Raw genomic sequence first — 19,880 nt, 5'->3', positions numbered from 1 at the left:
GGCCAGATGAGCGACACACCCCCACCCATCAAGCAGCGGCCGGAAACGGCCGCTGCTTCGGCCCCAGCCAGCGGCTGGGCGATCGAGCTTGAACAAATCAACAAGCGCTTTGGCGCCGTTCAGGCGAACAAGGATATCGATCTCAAGGTCGGACGCGGCACCATCCACGGAATCGTCGGGGAAAACGGGGCCGGCAAATCCACCCTGATGTCCATTCTTTATGGGTTCTACACCGCTGACAGCGGCACGATCCGCGTCAACGGCACCCGCCAGGCCATTACCGACAGCCGCCATGCGCTGGCGCTGGGTATCGGCATGGTGCACCAGCATTTCATGCTGGTCGACAATTTCTCCGTCCTCGAAAACGTCGTGCTGGGCGCCGAGGATTCCGGATTCATCCGGACCAGCCTGGATCGGGCGCGCAGCGAACTCGATCGGCTGGAGCGCGAATACGAGCTGGAAGTGGACCCGGACGCCCTTATCGAGGAAATCTCGGTCGGCCAGCAGCAGCGCGTCGAAATTCTCAAGGCACTGTATCGCGGCGCTGAAATCCTCATTCTGGACGAGCCCACCGGCGTGCTGACGCCCAAGGAGGCCGACGATCTGTTCCGCGTGCTGCGCACCCTGCGCGAACAGGGCAAGACGGTGATCATGATCACCCACAAGCTGCGAGAGATCATGGCGATCACCGATGCGGTTTCGGTGATGCGGCAGGGCGAGATGGTGGCCACGCTCAAGACCGCCGAGACCAATGCCGAAGAGATTGCCGAACTCATGGTCGGTCGCCACGTCCTGCTCGATGTCAGCAAGGGGCCAGCCACGCCGGGCGAAAAACGGCTCGAGGTCAAGGATCTCGTGGTCAAGGACGACATGGGTATTACCCGCGTCAAGAATATCAGCTTTTCGGTGCGGGCTGGCGAGATCGTTGGCATTGCCGGGGTTTCCGGCAATGGCCAGTCCGAACTGCTCGAAGCCGTGACCGGCATGCGCGACCAGCACGGCGGTCAGGTCATCCTCAACGGCCAGGCGCTCTCGCTCAAAGGCGATGATGGCGCCGCCAGGGCACGTATGGCGGGCCTTGCCCATGTGCCCGAGGATCGCCAGCGCATGGGACTGGTCACCGATTTCTCCGAATGGGAAAACGCCATTCTGGGCTATTCGACCCGGCCCGAATACGGCGCCGGTCCCATTCTCGATATTGCCGCCGCCAAAGCCAAGGCAGCCGAGCAGATCGAGAGATTCGACGTGCGGCCAGCCGACATCAATCTGAAAACCGCGCTGTTTTCGGGCGGCAATCAACAAAAAATCGTGCTGGCGCGCGAAATGGACCGCGACCCCGAAGTGCTGGTGGTGGGCCAACCGACGCGTGGCGTCGATATCGGCGCCATCGAATTCATTCACAACCAGATCATCAAGATGCGCGATGCGGGCAAGGCTATTCTGCTCGTCTCGGTCGAACTTGACGAAATACGCTCGCTTGCTGACCGTATCCTGGTGATGTTCGACGGCCAGATCGTGGGGGAGGCCGACCCGGCCACCGCCACCGAGGGCCAGTTGGGTCTGATGATGGCCGGCGTCGTCGAGGAAAGGTCCACCACTTGAGCGCGCTCAAACCCCTACCGCGCTGGGCCGATGTGGCCCTGCTGCCCCTGCTCAACCTGTCACTGGCCATCCTGGTCTCGGGTCTCGTGGTGCTGATGATCGGGCAAAATCCGTTCATGGCCATCTGGGCCGTCATCACCGGCGCCTTCGGCAGCGGCTACAACATCGGCTATACGCTGTATTATGCCACCAATTTCGTGTTCACCGGCCTCGCCGTTGCGCTGGCGGCCCATGGCGGCCTGTTCAATATCGGCGGCAACGGCCAGGCCTATGTGGCCGGTCTGGGGGTCATTCTGGTTGCCCTGGCCCTGCAGGATACCCATTGGCTGATCGTCGCCCCGGCAGCGCTGGTTGCCGCAGCGGTATTTGGCGGCGCCTGGGCGTTCATTCCCGGCTATCTGCAGGCCAAGCGCGGCAGCCACGTGGTTATCACCACCATCATGTTCAATTTCATCGCCTCGGCGCTGATGATCTACATGCTCAACCGCGTGCTCAAGCCCGCCGGGGTCTCGGGGCCGGAATCGGCCATGATCGCCGAAAGCGGTCGCATGCCCAAGCTGGGCAGCTTCTTTGCGCCCTTCAATTATACCCCGGTCAATATTTCAATTTTCATCGCCATCCTGGCGCTGGTCGGGGTCTATATCCTGATCTGGCATACCAAATTCGGCTACGCCCTGCGCGTCATGGGCCAGAACCCGACGGCCGCCCGCTATGCCGGCATTTCCAACTCCCGCATGATCATCATCACCATGACCCTGTCGGGCGCGCTGGCGGGCCTGGTGGCCTTCAATGAAGTGCTGGGGGTGCAGAACCGGCTGGTGCTCGACTTCGTTGCCGACGCCGGTTTTGTCGGCATTGCCGTGGCGCTGATGGGGCGCAACCATCCCATTGGCATCGGGCTGGCAGCCTTGCTGTTCGGCGCGCTGTATCAGGGTGGCAATGAGTTGCAATATGTAATCTCCGGCCTCGACCGCACCGTGGTGGTGATCATCCAGGCATTGGTGATCCTGTTCACCGGGGCGATGGAGGGTCTGTTCCGACCTGGTCTGCAGCGCAGCTTCATGTTGTTTTCGCCAGAGCAGAAGGCCGAAGCCGTCGCTGTCTCTACCGTCAAGACGGAGAACTGAGACATGGATGCTGCAGCCATTATTTCCATTCTCGACGCCACGCTGCGGCTGTCCACGCCGCTGCTGCTGGCGTGTCTGGCCGGGCTCTATTCGGAGCGAGCCGGGGTGTTTGATATCGGGCTTGAAGGCAAGATGCTGGCGGCCGCTTTTGGTGCGGGCGCCGTGGCTGCCGTTACCGGATCAGCCTGGCTCGGCCTGCTGGCCGGCATTGGCGTATCAGTGGCGACGGCATTGCTCCAGGGTGCCGCCGCGATCTCGCTCAAGGGCAACCAGCTGATTGCCGGCGTCGCCATCAACATGCTGGCGGCGGGTCTGTGCACCTTTCTCGGCCAGCAATGGTTCCATCAGGGCGGACGCACGCCGGCCCTGGGGCCGAACGGTCGTTTCAGCACCATTGACCTGCCTTTTGCCCATGAGCTTTCCGGTATCCCCATTCTCGGCCCGATCTACGCCGAGCTGATCTCGGGCCACTATATTCTGGTCTATGTCGCCTTCATCATGGTCCCGGTCACCGCCTATGTGCTGTATCGCACGCGGTTCGGGCTGCGGCTGCGCGCCGTGGGCGAAAACCCCAAGGCTGTCGACACTGCCGGTATCTCGGTCAATAAATTGCGCTATCAGGCGGTCATCATTACCGGCCTGCTGTGCGGTCTGGCCGGGGCCTATTTCTCCATCGCGCAGGGCTCGGGCTTCGGCAACAACATGACGGCTGGCAAGGGCTTCATCGCCCTGGCGGCGCTGATTTTTGCCAAATGGAAGCCACTGCCCGCCATGTTCACCTGCCTGCTGTTCGGTTTTCTCGACGCGGCGCAGATCCGACTGCAGGGCGCGCGGGTTTTCGACATCGAAGTTCCGGTGCAGGCCATTCAGGCGCTACCCTATGTGCTCACTGTCGTGCTGCTGGCCGGGTTCATCGGCAAGGCCGTGGGACCCAAGGCCGGCGGCATTCCCTATACCAAGGAGCGCTAGCCGCACCTGGCGCAAAGGACGAAACATGTCAAAAACGCCGACCGATCAGGCCCTGTTCGAGGCCGCTGAAGCTATTCGGGCCAAAGCCTATGCACCCTATTCCGGCTTCAATGTCGGCGCCGCCATCCTGGCCGATGACGGCAAGATCTATGCCGGCTGCAACATTGAAAACGCCGCCTATCCGCAGGGCAATTGCGCCGAGGCTTCGGCCATCGCGGCGATGATTGCTGGTGGTGGAAAGCGCATCACCCGAATTTATGTCACGGGGCCGGGCACCGCACCCGTCACTCCTTGCGGCGGCTGCCGCCAGCGCATCCGCGAATTTGCCGATCTCGACATTGAGGTGATCTCGCACGGTGTCGATGGTGAGCCGCTGATCCGAACCCTCGATTTTCTACTGCCGTATAGTTTTGGACCGGAGTATCTTGCCAAATGACCAAGGCGTCCAAGACCATCCACAAGATCGCCGGCAAGCAACCAATCGATGCCGCCATCGTGCTGGGTTCCGGGCTGTCAGCCATCGGTGACCTGCTGGCCGACAAGATTACCATCCCCTATTCCGAGCTGAAGGGCTTTCCCGGCGGCGGCGTCTCCGGCCATGGCCGCGATCTGCTGATCGGCATGCTGGGCGGCAAGCGGATTGCGGTTCTGACCGGTCGCGAACACTATTACGAACACGGCAATGCTGCCGCCATGCGGCCGGCGCTCGAGGCCATGGCCGATCTGGGCGCAAAGACCCTGCTGCTGACCAATTCGGCTGGGTCCCTTGATGCGCGGTTTCAGCCCGGCGATTTGATGCTGCTCAGCGATCATATCAACTATGCCGGCATGAACCCGCTGATCGGCGAGCCGACCGACCGCCGCTTTGTGAACATGGTCAATTGCTATGACCCTGAGCTGCGGGACAAGGCGCATGCCCTGGCCGGGCGCCTTGATATCAAGCTCGGCGAAGGCATCTATCTGTGGTATTCCGGCCCGAGCTTTGAGACGGTGGCCGAAATCCAGATGGCGATCCACCTGGGCGCCAACGCCGTGGGCATGTCGACCGCACCCGAAGTCATTCTCGGGCGTTTCCTGGGAATGAAAGTATGGGCCTGCTCGTCCATCACCAATATGGGCGCGGGCCTGTCGAGCGAAAACATCAGCCATGAGCACACCAAGATCATGGCGGTTAAGGGCGCCGGGAAGCTGAAACGGCTGATCCCGGCGCTGGTGGAGGAGTTATGAGTCTGCGCGTCGTTGACAACAGCCAGCCGCAGAGCCCGCACAAGCGCAATCCCGGTTTTCCGCTCGATCTCGATTGGGTCGAACGCGTCCGCATGAACCGTTCGGCGCTGGAGCGCCGCGCCGCCTCGATTGGCGCGCGCCGCACCGTCAAGAAGGACTACCAGCTGGCCTGGCTGCTCAAGGCCATCACGCTGATCGACCTGACCACACTCAATTCCGACGATACTGACGGTCGCGTCGAGCGGCTATGTGCCAAGGCACGCCACCCGCTGCGCCAGGATATTCTTGACCGGCTCGATGTCCCCGACCTGCGCATCCTGCCGGGCGCCGTCTGCGTTTATCACCGCTTTGTCAAAACCGCTGTCGAGGCGCTTGATGGCTCGGGCATCCCGGTGGCCGCTGTCTCGACGGGTTTTCCGCATGGCCTGGCGCCGCTCGAAACCAGGCTCAAGGAGATCGAGATGTCGGTCGCCGACGGGGCGGCCGAAATTGACATCGTCATCGAGCGCGGCATGGTGCTGCGCAATGATTGGCAGGGTCTGTACGATCAGGTCCGCGCCTTCCGCAAGGCCTGCGGCGACGCCCACATCAAGACTATTCTGGGCACCGGCGAACTGGCCACCCAGACCAATGTCGCCAAGGCGAGCCTGGTCTGCATGATGGCTGGCGCCGATTTCATCAAGACCTCCACCGGCAAGGAAAAGGTCAATGCCAATCTGGTCACCAGCCTGACCATGATCCGCATGATCCGCTGGTTTGCCGAAGAGACCGGCATCGAGATCGGCTACAAGCCGGCCGGCGGTATTTCCAGGAGCAAGGATGCACTCAACTACATGGCGCTGATGAAGGAGGAACTGGGCACTGGCTGGTTGCAGCCGCATCTGTTCCGCTTCGGCGCCTCGAGCCTGCTCACCGATATCGAGCGGCAGATCGAGCATGGACTGACCGGGCACTACGCGGCCGATTATCGGCAGCCCATGGTGTGAATTTGCCGGCCCCACCCCGGCCCTCCCTCAAGGGGGAGGCGACAGCGCTGCACACTCGGTGACTGGGGGATGATGACTGATTGGGAGGGTCTCCCCCTTGAGGGGAGGGGACAGGAGTGGGTCGCAAGGCCCCAGCACAGAACTATCGGCACTCTAAAGGAGGCCATCCATGAACGAGATCGCGCGCATCTTTGAAACCCTCGATTACGGTCCGGCGCCTGAAGGACCCGAGCAGGCCAATGCCTGGCTCGATGCCCATGACCGCAAGTTTGGTCATTTCATCGACGGCAAATGGACCAGGCCCGGCAAGACTTTCTCCTCGGACAATCCGGCCACCGGCGAGAGCCTCGCCCAGATCAGCATGGGTAGCGAGGACGACGTCAACGCTGCGGTCAAGGCGGCACGGGCGGCGTTCAAGGGCTGGAGCGCCCTGTCGGGCTATGAGCGTGGCAAATATCTCTATGCCATCGCGCGCGCCATCCAGAAGCATGCCCGCTTGTTTGCGGTGCTCGAAACCCTGGACAATGGCAAACCGATCCGCGAAAGCCGCGATATCGATATTCCGCTGGTCGCCCGCCATTTCTATCATCATGCCGGCTGGGCCCAGCACCTGAGCCGCGAATTTCCCGACGCGGTGCCCTATGGCGTCTGCGGCCAGATCATCCCGTGGAACTTTCCCTTGCTGATGCTGGCCTGGAAGATCGCCCCGGCGCTGGCCGCCGGCAATACGGTGATCCTCAAGCCCGCCGAATTCACCTCGCTGACCGCGCTGTTGTTTGCCGAAATCTGCGAACGGGTCGGTCTGCCCAAGGGCGTGGTCAATATCGTGACCGGGGAGGGCGGCACAGGCCAGGCCATTACCGCCCATGCCGGCATCGACAAGATTGCCTTCACCGGCTCGACCGAAGTGGGCAAGGCGATCCGCGCCGTCACCGCCGGGTCGGGCAAGGGGCTCAGCCTCGAGCTGGGCGGCAAGTCGCCCTACATCGTCTTCGAAGATGCCGATATCGACAGCGCCATCGAAGGGCTGATCGACGCCATCTGGTTCAACCAGGGCCAGGTCTGCTGCGCCGGCTCGCGCCTCTTGGTGCAGGAGAGCATTGAGGCCCGCTTCATCACCAAGCTCAAAAAGCGCATGGCAAGCCTGCGCGTCGGCGATCCGCTGGATAAATCCATCGACATCGGCGCCATGATTGCGCCCGTGCAGGTCGAGCGCATCAAGGACTTGATGAAGCGCGGCGTTGCCGAGGGCGCTGATATCTATGAGCCCGATGGACAGTTGCCGTCCCGCGGCTGCTTCCTCAAGCCGGCTCTGGTGACCAATGTCTCGCCCGCCAATACGCTGGTAGCCGAGGAGATCTTTGGGCCGGTTCTGGTCGCCATGAGCTTCCGCACACCCGAAGAGGCCGTGCAACTGGCCAACAATACCAAATATGGCCTGGCCGCCACGATCTGGAGCGAGAACATCAATCTCGCCCTCGATATCGCCCCCCAGATCAAGGCGGGCGTGGTCTGGATCAACGGCACCAATAATTTCGATGCCGCCGTGGGCTTTGGTGGATACAAGGAATCCGGCTATGGCCGCGAAGGTGGCCGCGAGGGCATGAGTGCCTATCTCAAGCCAGCCTGGGAGAAAGAGCTCAAAGCGGTGCCTGTTGCCAAAGCGGTGGAGCCCCGAGCCGGCAACCCGCTCGATACGGGCCATCTCGACCAGACCGCCAAGATGTATATCGGCGGCAAGCAGGCGCGACCCGATAGCGGCTATTCGCGCGCCGTACTCGACCCTTCCGGCAAGTTGATTGGCGAGGTTGGTGACGGCAATCGCAAGGATATTCGCAACGCCGTGGAAGCGGCGCGCGCTGCGCTCGGCTGGTCGACTACCCCGGCGCATACCCGCGCCCAAATTCTCTACTTCCTCGCCGAAAACCTTGACTATCGCCGCGACGAATTCGCCGCCCGCCTCAAGCTGCAGACCGGCGAGGACGGCACCGAGGAAGTCGCGCTATCGGTCGAGCGCCTGTTCGCCTTTGCCGGCTGGGCCGATAAATATGATGGCGCTGTGCACAACCCGCCGCTGCGCGCCGTCGCCGCCGCCATGATTGAGCCGCTCGGCGTCATCGGCATTGTTGCGCCAAACGCGCGACCACTGCTGGGCTCGATCGCGCTGCTGGCGCCTGCGCTGGCGATGGGAAATCCTGTGGTGCTGGTGCCTTCAGGCACGTCGCCGCTTTCGTTGACCGATCTCTATCAGGTCATCGAAACCTCCGATGTGCCCAATGGCGTGATCAATATCGTCACCGGCGATAGCGTGGCGCTGGCCAAGACCCTGGCCGAGCATGATGGTGTGGACGGCCTGTGGTTTGTCGGCAGCGCCGACGCATCGGCCATGGTTGAGAAGGCCTCAACCAGCAATCTCAAGCAGACCTGGACCAGCCGTGGCCTGGAGTTCGATCTGTCCAACCGTCGTTTCGAGGGTGACTATTTTCTGGCCAAGGCCACCCAGGTCAAGAACGTCTGGATTCCGTACGGAGCCTGACCCGGATACCCTGGCCGTCCCCCGAGAAAGAAAGCTGCCCATGGTCTTCCTCCCCCAAGAAGTCATCGCCCGCAAACGCGACGGCCAGGAACTCAGCAAGGCTGAAATCGCCGCCTTCATGGATGGCTTTACCCGCGGCACGGTCTCGCACGCGCAGGCGGCTGCCTTTGCCATGGCGGTGTATTTTCAGGACATGAGCATGCCCGAGCGCGTGGCGCTGACGCTGGCCATGCGCGATAGCGGCACCGTGCTCGATTGGTCTGACCTCGATGGCCCGGTGGCCGACAAGCATTCGACTGGCGGCGTGGGTGACAATGTCAGCCTGATGCTGGCGCCGATCATGGCCGCCATGGGCATTTATGTGCCGATGATCTCGGGACGTGGCCTTGGCCATACCGGCGGCACGCTGGACAAATTCGACGCCATTCCCGGCTACCAGACCCAGCCCGACAATGAGCTGTTCCGCCAGGTCGTGCGCCAGGCCGGTTGCGCCATCATCGGCCAGACCGCCGATCTGGCCCCTGCCGACAAGACGCTCTACGCCATCCGCGATGTCACCGGCACGGTCGAATCCATCCCCCTGATCACGGCCTCCATCCTGGCCAAGAAGCTGGCTGCCGGGCTGGACGCGCTGATCCTCGACGTCAAGACCGGTTCGGGCGCCTTCATGCCCACGCTGGAGCGTTCTCGCGAGCTGGCGCAAAGTCTGGTCACCGTCGCCGATGGCGCGGGGCTGAGGACCGGCGCGCTGATTACCGACATGAACGAGCCCTTGGCCAGCGCTGCCGGCAACGGGCTGGAAGTGCGCAATGCCGTCGATTTCCTGACTGGTCGGCATCAGGATGCGCGGCTCAAGGAAGTGACTCTGTCACTTTGCGCCGCCGTCGCCGAAATGACCGGTGTTGCCGCAACGGTCGAGGCCGGTCGCATGCTGGCCGAAACGGCACTCGACAGCGGCCGCGCCACCGAACGGTTTGCCGTCATGGTCCATGCCCTTGGTGGCCCGGGCAACTTCATCGACAGGCTCGACAGCCATCTGGCCGCGGCGCCGATCATCCGCGATGTCTTCGCTGACAGCGCGGGCACGGTGTCGGAGATCGACACCCGCGGCGTTGGCATGGCGGTGGTGGCACTGGGCGGCGGTCGCACCATGCCCAGCGACGATATTGACCACCGGGTCGGCTTTGATCGGCTGGCCGGGCTTGGCGCCCAGCTCGACAGTCACACCCCCATTGCCCGCATCCATGCGCGCGACGAAGCCACCGCCACGGAGGCCGAGCGCCGCATCAAGGCCGCCTACCGTCTGGGAGGCACTCCCACGATCTATGCGCTGATCCCCGACGCCGTGCCGTATCTGACCGCTCAGGAGATCTGACCATGCCCCGCGCCATCCTCTGCATTCTCGATAGCGTCGGTATTGGCGGGGCCCCCGACGCCGACAAATATGGTGATGTCGGCGCCAACACCTTCGGCCACATCGCCGAATGGGCCCATGCCGGCAAGGCCGACCGCGCCGGGCTGCGCGCCGGGCCGCTCAACGTGCCCAATCTGGACGCGCTGGGGATCGGCGCTGCCATCAAGCTCTCGACGGGCGTACTGCCGCCCGGCCTGTCCGCAACCGCCGGCGGCGGCATCTTCGGTGTCGGTCGCGAGGTCAGCAATGGCAAGGACACACCATCGGGCCATTGGGAAATCGCGGGTGTGCCGGTGCCGTTCGATTGGGGCTATTTTCCCCAGACCGAGCCGACCTTCCCGCCCGATCTGATCGCCGAATTCATCAAGCGCGCCAAGCTGCCCGGCATTCTGGGCGACAAGCATGCCTCGGGCACCACCATCATTGCCGAACTGGGCGAGGAGAGTATCCGCACCGGCAAGCCCATCTGCTACACCTCGATCGACTCGGTGTTCCAGATCGCCGCCCACGAGACCCATTTCGGCCTTGAGCGGCTATATGAGATTTGCCAGATCGCCTTTGAGCTCACCGCGCCGCTGATGATCGGTCGCGTCATTGCGCGGCCCTTTGTCGGTAAGGATGCCGCCAGCTTCAAGCGGACTGGCAATCGCCGTGACTTTGCCATTCCGCCGCCCGCCCCGACCCTGCTCGATCGCAATCAGACCGCTGGGCATCAGGTCTATGCCATTGGCAAGATTTCGGACATTTATGCCGGCCATGGGGTCACTCACAAGATCAAGGGCACCGGCCTGGACCAACTGTTCGACAAGACGCTTGATGCCATGACCATGGCCGATGACAGGGCGTTGATCATGACCAATTTCGTCGATTTCGATAGCGAATATGGCCACCGCCGCGACGTGCCGGGCTATGCCGCGGCACTGGAATTCTTTGATAGCCGCCTGCCTGAGATGATCGCGGCGATGCGGCACGATGATCTGCTGGTGTTGACGGCCGATCATGGCAATGATCCGACCTGGACCGGCTCTGATCATACCCGTGAGCAGATTCCGATCCTTGTCTTTTCCCCAAGCCTGGGGCAGTCAGAGATTGGCATTCGCACCACGTTCGCCGATATTGGCGAAAGCATAGCCCACTGGCTGGGGCTGGCGCCCGGCGCGCACGGCAAGAGCTTTCTTTAGAATAACAACAAGCAGGTGATCCCATGAATCCAGTGCGCGGCAACGTAACCGTCATCGATCACCCGCTCATTCAGCACAAGCTGACTATCATGCGAAACAAGGAAACCTCCATTGCCGGTTTCCGCCGCCTGCTGCGCGAGATAGCCCATTTGATGTGCTATGAGGTGACGCGCGATCTCGAACTCGAAATGATCACCATCGAAACCCCGATGGCGCAGATGCAGTCGCCTGCCATCAAGGGCAAGAAGCTGGTCTTTGCCTCCATCCTGCGGGCCGGCAATGGCCTGCTCGATGGCATGCTTGATCTGGTGCCGGCCGCGCGCGTCGCCCATATCGGGCTCTATCGCGACCATGAGACGCTCCAGCCGGTCGAATACTACTTCAAGGCGCCATCCAATCTTGAAGATCGGCTGATCATCGTGGTCGACCCCATGCTGGCTACAGCCAACTCGGCTACCGCAGCCATTGAGAAGCTCAAGGAACGTGGCGCCAACAATATCCGCTTCCTGTGCCTGCTGGCGGCGCCGGAAGGCGTGGCGCGCTTCACCGAGGCCCATCCCGATGTGCCTGTCTTCACCGCCGCCATTGATGAAAAACTCAATGAGAAGGGCTACATTATCCCCGGCCTGGGTGATGCAGGCGATCGCATGTACGGCACGAAATAACGGTCGTCACGCGCGGGGTCCTCGCTACGCTCGTCCACGCCAACTGAGAGTTCAATTTATGGCCAAGCTCGTCCACTCGATGATCCGCGTCATTGACGAGGCGCGGTCGCTCGATTTTTATCGGCGCGCCTTCGGTCTGCAGATTGTCGATCGGATCGAATTTCCCGAGTTTGCGCTGATCTATCTCAATGATCCGACGACCGGCGGATTCGAGCTGGAATTGACGGTCAATTTCGGACGCACCCAACCCTATGATCTGGGCGATGGCTATGGCCATCTGGCGGTTGTGGTGGACGATGTCGATGCCGAGCACGCACGCCTGATCGCGGCGGGGTTTGCGCCGCGCAAGCTGGTCGATTTCAAGAATGGTGACAAGCTGGTGGGAAGGTTCTTCTTCGTCGCCGATCCCGATGGCTATCAGATCGAAGTTATCCAGCAGGGCGGCCGGTTCGGCTAGGCCTCATACCTTTCCTGAATTGCGATGTCATTCCGGCCTTCGCCGGATGACATCCGAGTTTGGGTGGTCCCGCCTGCCTACTTTGCCTTGAGTGGCAGACCGAGCGCGATCAATTCCTTGCGCAACATGGTCGGGTCCTTGAAGTGGATGCCATGCATGCCAAATTTGCGCGCCGAGATGATATTGGACTCGCTGTCGTCGATGAACACGCAGTTTTCGGCGGCAATGCCGTAACGCTCACTGAACACCCGGTAGAGCCGTGGATCAGGCTTCACCAAGCCTTCGAGACCCGAGACGATCACCCCATCGAACTTCTCCAGGAAGGGCCAGTCGGGCAGGCAGCTGACCCACTTCTCCCAGGAAAAATTGGTGATGGCGAAAGTTGGGACTTCCTGCTCGATCAGTTCGTCATGAATATCGATCGTGCCCTGGATGAAGTCGCCCAGTGTTTCCTTCCAGCGCAGGTCAAACGCCTGGATTTCGCGCCAATACTTGGGAAAGCGCGTAATCAGCCTGGCAACGCCCTCAGAGTAGATCTCGCCAGCGTCAAATTCCAGATTCCAGTCCAGCGTGCAGATGTTCTGGTGAAACCACAGCGCGTCTTCTTCCGACTCGAAGAGCTTGCGGAACAGATACATCGGGTTCCAGTCGACGAAGACGCCGCCAATGTCGAATACGGGGACGAGCGTGTCTGTCATGGTCAACCTGCCTGGAGAAGGGATAGCACCCGGCTTGTGCCATGCAGGCCTGGGGGGTGCAAGTGCGCTAGTTCAGCTTGATCTCCTCGCCAAACCGCGGCATGTAGAAATTCTCGCGATACAGGTTTATCGCCTTGTCGAAGACAATGCCGTAGAGCGGTGTGTAGGTAGTAGCAGCCTCCGACACGATGACAAATTGCTCCGGGGCAATCGCCACAATCGCAGCCGGCAACAAATAAAGCGCTTCCTTTTCGTGCGCCCCCAGGCTTTGTCGCTCCTGGCCCACATAGCGCATGGACCATTTGACCCTGGCCTCGCCTTTGTCATCGACATAGACCTGCGATATGATCTGCTCCAGCGTGTCGTCCGCGTAGGGAGTCATGATTCCGCCGGCGACTTTGACATAATCATCAACAGTGTCTTTGATGATGGCGCCATTGGAGCGGGCCACCAGATCACCCACGGCCCCCGACACGGACTGCACCTTTCGGTCCATCGAGATCAGCGTGCTGCCTTCCACCATGCCGACATACAATAACAACATGATCGGCAGGATCATCGCAAATTCGACCGCAGCCACACCGGTCTCGGCGCGCTGGAAGCGCTCAATCCAGCGGAAAGCCCTGGCGCGCGATCGCATCAGCTATAGGGCTCGTTACGAAACACCGTGGCTGCCGCCATCAGGCGCTTCTGTTCGGGTAGATTGGCCAGGCTCATATCGCCAATCGACAGGATGACTGGCCACTTATAGTAGACCTGTACCACGACGATGCTGGAGCCTTTTCCCGAAGTATAGATTTCAGGCCGGGTCCAACTACAGTTGGCGGTGCAGTTCAGGTCCACCGGCGGCGAAATTCCCAGCTCAGCGAAATTATTGATGGTTTGCACCTCGACATGCAGCCCGCTGCAATCGCCAAACAGTCCAAACAACCGATCGCAAACCCGGGCCTTGAAGTCCGCCGCATTCATGATGATGCCTTGCGCCTGTCCGGTACGAATTTGACGGCTGGTATCCTGTACGGCACTTTCGAGCACCTGGCCCGACAGGAACACCAGGGAGGTTTCCAGAATGGCGCCAATGATAGAAAAGAATGGCAGGGCGAGCAGGCCGAACTCCACGGCAGTGGCACCGCGCTGATTGCGCGAAAATGCCCCAATTGGCCAGCGGCGCAGTGCTCGTCCAAACAATGTTCCCAGTGCGATCGCCATGGTTTTGCCTTGTTGCCAGAGTGCGACGCTATCCGCACATGGCTAACTGAAGGTTAGGATAGGGCCTCGTCGCGCTGGCAAGTGCACTACTGGTTAACGCAATATTGCACTCGGCAATCGGCTAGTTGCTCATTGAACTGACGAGGCTGGACGAGGCTACGGCCTGGCCGGAAAAGGCCGGGTCATCACCCATCATGATGATGTTCTGGCAAACCGGGGCGCAGGCCACGCTGGTGCGTGCCTGGCCCTGATAGACTGTTGTGACGCCCGCCTGCATCTGCACCACCTCGATGATCGTATCGGCAATGGGGTTTCCTGCATTGTCCAGCACGATCAGATTGGTTTGGCCGAAGCTCTTTCCCGTCAAAATCAGGGTTTTGGGGTCCTGAATGGTGACATCGGCAATACCCGGATTGCCCACGATCACCGTTGCCGCAGCAGCATTGATGCGCAAAATGCGGGCCATGTTCACATTGACATTGATGGGCGCGCCATCGGCGGCCATCACGGGCGCCACGCCCAGACCAGATCCAAGCGATAGGCAAAGGGCGAGAGCGGCGAGGAATTTGTTGCGCATGGCTGTTCCGGCGGTACTGATACTCAGGATGCCTATTTTCCACGCGAATGGTGAACAATTGGCAAACGCCGGATTTGCTGGTTTGGGTCGGTCGGATCAGTAAAACTGGACGATATTCTGCTTGACCTGCCGCCGGGCGCCACAATGTCGAGCGCGTTACGGTGCGGTCCCGCGCGATGCTGTGTGTTGCTGCGCCCCATAGCAATGAATTTACTTAAACTGCTGGTAACTATATTGAACTTGCTCGTGTTTCGATGCGATTTACAGCATTCAATTAACGTCTTTTCAAGGAGTGACGCCTAGTTTCGCCAATGTTCGATGTGTGACGTGTCGAACGATGGCGTCTCTTGATGACGTAAAAAATGGAGTCTGGGAATGAACCTCTTCGCACGTTTCGCGCAGGACGAGTCCGGCGCGACCGCAATTGAATACGGCCTGATCGCCGCACTGATTTCTGTCGGCATCATTGTTGCCGTCAGCGCTCTGGGTACCAACCTGGGTACTACCTTCAACAAGATCTCCACCGAGTTGAAAAAGACCCCGTAGGCGACCGATCGCATATGAATTGTGGACTACGGGGGAGGCGCGACGCTTCCCCCGTTTCGTATTTGGCCTTTGTTAACCCCGAATGGGCAGTTTGGCAGCGTCGGGCGCGGACCTGACGGGGAGCCTTGTCATGATTTCGAGCGTCGCTTTGCTGCTGTTTCCGGCCGGGATGGCCCTGGCAGCGACCTCTGACCTGCTCACCATGAAAATCTCCAACAAGCTGGTGCTGCTGATCGTCGCGGCGTTCTTTATCGTCGCCCTCGCCGTCCAGCTGCCACTCGATGTGCTGGGTATGCATGTGTTGTGCGCTGCTTTGGTGCTGGCTGTCGGCTTTGCCTTCTTTGCCTTTGGCTGGATCGGGGGCGGCGATGCCAAGCTGGCCGCCGCAACCGCCCTGTGGCTGGGTTTTGACCTGGCCGTGCCATTCCTGGTCTATTCCGCCCTGCTCGGCGGTGTGCTGACCCTGGCAATCCTGGGCCTGCGCAATTTGCCATTGATGCCCGTGCTGGCGCGCTATGGGTGGCTGGAGCGGCTGCATGATCGCAAATCCGGCGTGCCCTATGGTATCGCCCTGGCGATAGCGGGACTGTTGATCTATTCCAACTCCGTCATCTTTGAACGACTTGCTGCGTGAGTATTTAAGTCGTTGAGTATAGTTTGACTGTTGTTTGAATATCAGATTGATGCCCATCGGTGTTGCCGCCCTGACGATTCTTGGATCAACAGAATTTACTTATCATTAACTGAATTTGCCAAGCTTCAATTAACCAAACTTTGACCCTTTGGGTGCAAAGTCCGACCGGTCGAGTTGGGCGTCACCGCCCTGAATGAAACCGGAGTAAGTTATGAAGCCGGCGCGTATCATCCTGTTGCTCGTTGCCCTTGTTGCCGGCGGACTGGCGGCGTTTCTGGTTACCCGAGGTGGCGGCCCAGTGACCGAGACGCAGTATGTCACCGAGGTTGTCGAAGAGGCCAAGACGCAGATCCTGGTGGCCCGAACGCCAATCGGCGTAGGTGAGCGTCTCAATCAGCAAACTCTTGAGTGGCAGGATTGGCCGCAAGGCGCGCTGCGCGCCGACTACGTGACCATTGCGGCCATGCCCGATGCGCCAGCTGAGCTGACCGGCGCCGTGGCCCGCTATGAATTTTTTCCCGGTGAACCAATTCGCGAGGCCAAACTGGTCAGCGCCGATCAGGGCTATCTCTCGGCGGTGCTTTCCCCCGGCATGCGCGGCGTTTCGGTTGGCGTCAGCGCGGTGTCCAGTGCCGGCGGCTTTGTCGTTCCCAACGACCATGTCGATGTTCTGCTCACCACCCAGGGCGCGGCCGGCGAACGCTCCGAAGTCATTTTAGCCAATGTCCGGGTCCTGGCCATCGGCAAGCGCCTCGGCGAAGTTGGCACCAGCGGCGGGCAGACAGAAGATCAGGTTTCCTCGGGCAGTGCGCCCCAGGCAATCACCTTTGAGGATTCCACCATTGCCACGCTCGAACTGGACCCAAGTCAGGCCGAGACGCTGATCAATGCGGCCACGCGGGGGCAGTTGACCCTCACACTCCGCTCGGTGGCCGATTTTGCCGAAGACACGACGGCGCAGCGGCCCGGCAATAACCAGACGGTTCGGGTGTTCCGCTTCGGCAAGGAGCAGAGCGTCATGGCGGGCAGCACCGGGGCGGTGCAAATCGCCCAAAGCGCAGGAATAAGTAGTGCCGATGAAGGTGAGAATAACCTTCCCGCAATTGAGCAGGCGCCAGACGCCGCAATTGAGCTTGCACCCCAGTAGGGCGGAGAACACCATGAAGACGACTTTGACTAAAGTTCCCCGCCCGTTGGTTGGCCTGCTGCTCGCTCCCGCTCTGGCCGTGGGGCTCGCCGCCGGCCCGCTCGGCATGGCGCCTGCGGCGGCCGAGGAAACGCACCTGACCATTGCATCGGCTGCCTATGGCGCGACGCGCAAGCTTGAGGTGCAGATCAACAAGACCGTGTTGGTTGATCTGCCTGCCGGGGCCGCTGAAGTCATTGTCTCGCAACCCGGCGTTGCGGCCGCCATCATGCGCACTCGCACCCGCGCGATCATCCAGGGGGTCACGGGCGGCGATACCAATATCTTTTTTGTCGATGACCAGGGGCGGACCATCTCCGTTCTGGACGTCAAGGTTATCGTTGAGCCATCCCAGGTTGGCAACGCCCTTGAGACCGCGCTCGCACGCATCATCCCCGGCTCCAATATCTCGGTCGAGTCGATTACCCTGGGTGGCGCCACCAACCGCGTGGTCCTGACCGGCACAGTGCTGTCGAGCCAGGACAAGGAACGCGCTGAAGCCGTCGCTGTTCAATACGCCGGCGCCCCGGAAAATGTCGCGAGCATCCTCGATGTCTCGGGCAGCCAGCAGGTCATGCTGCAGGTCACTGTTTCGGAAGTGAAGCGCGATGTGGCCAAGCAGTTCGGCATCAATCTGGGCGCTGCCTTCAGTGTTGGCACGGCCAACTTCGGCATCAACAGTTCGCCGATGAACAATACCTTTCCGCCCAGCGGCGCCGATGCCAGTTTCAATATTGGTGGCGTTGCGGTTAATGCCGCCATTCGGGCTCTCGAAGGCCGTGGCGCCCTGCACGTGCTGGCGCAGCCCACGCTCACCGCGATTTCGGGCGAACCAGCCAAATTTCTGGCCGGTGGCGAACTGCCATACTCGACTTATGATACGAGCAACCAACAGCAGACGGTTATCTTCAAGCCATATGGCGTGGAACTCTCGTTTACACCGGTGGTCAAATCGAACGGCGTGATTGCGCTCAAGGTCGATACCTCGGTGTCAGAGCCGCAGGCCGACTTCTCCATCACCAAGCGACAGGCCAGCACGTCGGTTGAATTGGCAGCGGGCACGACCCTTGCCATCGGTGGGCTGTTGCAGGAAACCGCCCGCCAGCAGATCAATCAGCTCCCCGGTCTGGGCAATATCCCCATTCTGGGAGCGCTGTTCCGCTCGCGCGACTTTCAGACCGAACAGACCGAATTGGTCATTCTGGTTACCCCCTACCTGGTCAATCCCAGCCCAGCCAACGCCATCCCCGTGCCCACGGACAGATCCGTCGTGGCCAGTGATGCGGAAAGCATTTTCCTGGGGCGCCTTGAGAATATGTACGGCGTGGCCGGCACCGGAGAAATCCGCGGCAGTTTTTCGGGGTCTGTCGGTTTTGTTCTCGACTAGCGCGGGACGAACCGGGTTTCACTGCTTGCCCTGCGGCAAGACATCAATGCGAGCCGGTGATTGAACTGAGTTTGATTGCCAAGGCTTTGGGGCCGCGCACCAGCCCCGATGAAGGAGAGTAGGTTTCATGAGTTTTCTCAGCCCAGATGGCAAAAAGCCCGATGATCCGGCAACCGACATTGCGGCTGGCGCACGCCTGATCCCGCGTATCACTATCCAGGCATTCTGTGAGCATTCCCAGACCGCCCAACTGGTCGAAAGTGCGATCCACGATCGGCGCATGTCCAAGGTGGCATTGACCACTCACAATGGTGGCATTGACGGGGCGATTGAAACCTACAAGACCAATCCCACCCCCAATCTGATCATCGTCGAGAGCACGCTATCGCCCGAACAGATTCCGGCGGCGCTCGAAAAGCTCGCCGAGGTGTGTGACGCGTCGACCCGGGTCGTCCTGCTGGGGCACGTCAACGACGTCCAGCTCTATCGTGAACTGGTTCGCTCAGGCATCTCCGAATACATCGTGCTCCCTGCGACGGCCAGCCAGATCGTTTCGGCGATCACCGAGCTCTTCGCTTCGGAAAATGCCGCCCCGATCGGGCGGACGGTCGGCTTTGTTTCGGCCAAGGGTGGCGCTGGCGGCTCCACTGTGGCGCACAATGTTACCTGGGCCATCGCCACGGCGCTGCGTCAGGATTGCCTCGTGCTGGACATGGATCTGGCTTTTGGTACAGCCGGCCTCAATTTCAATCAGGATCCGCCACACGGGTTGGCCGATGCCGTCCTTGCCAATCAGAAGGTCGACCAGACCATACTTGAGCGGCTGATGAGCAAGGCCGCCAGCCATATCAACCTGCTGACTGCCCCGGTAACGCTTGATCGCACCTTTGATTTTGAGGAACGCGAGTTCGAACAGATCATCGAGATGTGCCAGAACACGCTGCCAGTTGTGATCCTTGATATTCCGCACGCCTGGAATGCCTGGGTGCGCCACACGCTGGCCACCATTGATGAAGTGGTGATCGTTGCCGAACCTGACCTGGCCAATCTGCGCAATGCCAAGAACCTCGCCGATACCATCAAGGCCTTGCGGCCCACCGAAAATCCGCCCTCGCTGGTGCTCAACAAAGTCGGCTTGCCGCGCCGTCCCGAGATCGGCTCCGATGAATTTGCCAGCTCGGTCGAATGTGAGCTGATCGGTCAGTTGCAGTTCGATGCGGCGCTGTTTGGTACTGCAGCCAATAACGGTCAGATGATCGCCGAGGTCGCGGCCAACAACAAAATCAACGAGGTCTATCGGGCCATCGGCATGCAGGTGACGGGTCGGCAGGTCGGCCATGTCGCGACCAAGTCGTCCGGTCTGATGAAGCTGCCCTCGTTTCTCAAGAAGCGGGCGTGACCGCGTATCGACAGCCTAGAATGGTAGGATGACTATGTTTGGCAAGCGCACCAGTTTTGGCGGCAATACCCCCGGCGTCG

General features: G+C 60.8%; 20 protein-coding genes. 16 read left to right on the top strand and 4 right to left on the bottom strand.

What is annotated here, in order from left to right:
- Nucleotides 1-6 precede the first annotated feature (6 nt).
- The 11 genes from ABFY71_RS12775 to ABFY71_RS12725 all read left to right on the top strand — a co-directional run bounded on the left by ABFY71_RS12775 (nt 7) and on the right by ABFY71_RS12725 (nt 12,164).
- A complete protein-coding gene (locus ABFY71_RS12775; protein ID WP_347946384.1) occupies nt 7-1,602 on the top strand; it encodes an ABC transporter ATP-binding protein in 1,596 nt (531 codons plus the stop codon).
- On the top strand, nt 1,599-2,729 hold the full coding sequence (locus ABFY71_RS12770) for an ABC transporter permease (protein WP_347946383.1): 1,131 nt from the start codon (nt 1,599-1,601) through the stop codon (nt 2,727-2,729). The genes ABFY71_RS12775 and ABFY71_RS12770 overlap by 4 nt, the downstream gene beginning before the upstream one ends.
- 3 nt (nt 2,730-2,732) lie before the next feature.
- Nucleotides 2,733-3,698, top strand: coding sequence for an ABC transporter permease (locus ABFY71_RS12765; protein WP_347946382.1), 966 nt, complete (start codon nt 2,733-2,735; stop codon nt 3,696-3,698).
- A gap of 25 nt (nt 3,699-3,723) precedes the next feature.
- A complete protein-coding gene (locus ABFY71_RS12760; RefSeq protein ID WP_305579245.1) occupies nt 3,724-4,134 on the top strand; it encodes a cytidine deaminase in 411 nt (136 codons plus the stop codon).
- Nucleotides 4,131-4,925, top strand: a complete 795-nt coding sequence (locus ABFY71_RS12755) for a purine-nucleoside phosphorylase (RefSeq protein ID WP_347946380.1) — start codon at nt 4,131-4,133, stop codon at nt 4,923-4,925. Before ABFY71_RS12760 ends, ABFY71_RS12755 begins: the two co-directional genes overlap by 4 nt.
- Nucleotides 4,922-5,911 carry a deoxyribose-phosphate aldolase gene (gene deoC, locus ABFY71_RS12750; RefSeq protein ID WP_347946379.1) on the top strand — a complete coding sequence of 330 codons (990 nt, stop codon included), beginning with the start codon at nt 4,922-4,924 and terminating at the stop codon, nt 5,909-5,911. The genes ABFY71_RS12755 and deoC overlap by 4 nt, the downstream gene beginning before the upstream one ends.
- A gap of 169 nt (nt 5,912-6,080) precedes the next feature.
- Nucleotides 6,081-8,447 carry an aldehyde dehydrogenase family protein gene (locus ABFY71_RS12745; protein WP_347946378.1) on the top strand — a complete coding sequence of 789 codons (2,367 nt, stop codon included), beginning with the start codon at nt 6,081-6,083 and terminating at the stop codon, nt 8,445-8,447.
- Nucleotides 8,448-8,487: 40 nt separating this feature from the next.
- A complete protein-coding gene (gene deoA, locus ABFY71_RS12740) occupies nt 8,488-9,822 on the top strand; it encodes a thymidine phosphorylase (RefSeq protein ID WP_347946377.1) in 1,335 nt (444 codons plus the stop codon).
- Between the two features lie 2 nt (nt 9,823-9,824).
- On the top strand, nt 9,825-11,042 hold the full coding sequence (locus ABFY71_RS12735) for a phosphopentomutase (RefSeq protein ID WP_347946376.1): 1,218 nt from the start codon (nt 9,825-9,827) through the stop codon (nt 11,040-11,042).
- A 23-nt stretch (nt 11,043-11,065) separates the two neighbouring features.
- Complete coding sequence (upp, locus tag ABFY71_RS12730) at nt 11,066-11,707, top strand: uracil phosphoribosyltransferase (protein ID WP_305579252.1); 642 nt, start codon at nt 11,066-11,068, stop codon at nt 11,705-11,707.
- A 58-nt stretch (nt 11,708-11,765) separates the two neighbouring features.
- A complete protein-coding gene (locus tag ABFY71_RS12725) occupies nt 11,766-12,164 on the top strand; it encodes a VOC family protein (protein ID WP_347946375.1) in 399 nt (132 codons plus the stop codon).
- A gap of 77 nt (nt 12,165-12,241) precedes the next feature.
- Here the strand turns inward: ABFY71_RS12725 and ABFY71_RS12720 are convergent, their stop codons facing one another.
- The 4 genes from ABFY71_RS12720 to ABFY71_RS12705 all read right to left on the bottom strand — a co-directional run bounded on the left by ABFY71_RS12720 (nt 12,242) and on the right by ABFY71_RS12705 (nt 14,648).
- Nucleotides 12,242-12,862, bottom strand: a complete 621-nt coding sequence (locus ABFY71_RS12720) for an HAD family hydrolase (protein ID WP_305579254.1) — start codon at nt 12,860-12,862, stop codon at nt 12,242-12,244.
- Nucleotides 12,863-12,929: 67 nt separating this feature from the next.
- On the bottom strand, nt 12,930-13,502 hold the full coding sequence (locus tag ABFY71_RS12715; RefSeq protein WP_347946374.1) for a TadE/TadG family type IV pilus assembly protein: 573 nt from the start codon (nt 13,500-13,502) through the stop codon (nt 12,930-12,932).
- Nucleotides 13,502-14,071 (bottom strand): TadE/TadG family type IV pilus assembly protein, encoded by a 570-nt coding sequence (locus ABFY71_RS12710; protein ID WP_347946373.1) that lies wholly within the window; start codon nt 14,069-14,071, stop codon nt 13,502-13,504. The genes ABFY71_RS12715 and ABFY71_RS12710 overlap by 1 nt, the downstream gene beginning before the upstream one ends.
- 121 nt (nt 14,072-14,192) lie before the next feature.
- Nucleotides 14,193-14,648: a pilus assembly protein N-terminal domain-containing protein gene (locus ABFY71_RS12705; protein WP_347946372.1), complete on the bottom strand. Its 456-nt coding sequence runs from the start codon at nt 14,646-14,648 to the stop codon at nt 14,193-14,195.
- A 375-nt stretch (nt 14,649-15,023) separates the two neighbouring features.
- Here ABFY71_RS12705 and ABFY71_RS12700 point away from each other — a divergent pair, with 375 nt between their 5' ends.
- The 5 genes from ABFY71_RS12700 to ABFY71_RS12680 all read left to right on the top strand — a co-directional run bounded on the left by ABFY71_RS12700 (nt 15,024) and on the right by ABFY71_RS12680 (nt 19,800).
- The gene (locus ABFY71_RS12700) at nt 15,024-15,194 is read left to right on the top strand and encodes a Flp family type IVb pilin (protein ID WP_347946371.1); all 171 of its coding nucleotides are present in this window, start codon (nt 15,024-15,026) and stop codon (nt 15,192-15,194) included.
- Between the two features lie 130 nt (nt 15,195-15,324).
- A complete protein-coding gene (locus ABFY71_RS12695; protein WP_347946369.1) occupies nt 15,325-15,828 on the top strand; it encodes an A24 family peptidase in 504 nt (167 codons plus the stop codon).
- A 211-nt stretch (nt 15,829-16,039) separates the two neighbouring features.
- The gene (gene cpaB / locus ABFY71_RS12690) at nt 16,040-16,975 is read left to right on the top strand and encodes a Flp pilus assembly protein CpaB (RefSeq protein WP_347946368.1); all 936 of its coding nucleotides are present in this window, start codon (nt 16,040-16,042) and stop codon (nt 16,973-16,975) included.
- A gap of 13 nt (nt 16,976-16,988) precedes the next feature.
- Nucleotides 16,989-18,401, top strand: coding sequence for a type II and III secretion system protein family protein (locus ABFY71_RS12685; RefSeq protein ID WP_347946367.1), 1,413 nt, complete (start codon nt 16,989-16,991; stop codon nt 18,399-18,401).
- 127 nt (nt 18,402-18,528) lie between these two features.
- Nucleotides 18,529-19,800: a CpaE/TadZ family protein gene (locus tag ABFY71_RS12680; protein WP_347946366.1), complete on the top strand. Its 1,272-nt coding sequence runs from the start codon at nt 18,529-18,531 to the stop codon at nt 19,798-19,800.
- The last annotated feature ends 80 nt before the right edge of the window (nt 19,801-19,880 follow it).

Origin of the sequence: Devosia alba, from assembly GCF_039938915.1 — a bacterium.
Classification (GTDB): domain Bacteria; phylum Pseudomonadota; class Alphaproteobacteria; order Rhizobiales; family Devosiaceae; genus Devosia; species Devosia alba.
Note: the sequence above shows the minus strand (reverse complement) of the source record. Positions and strands in the feature narration are given on the sequence as shown.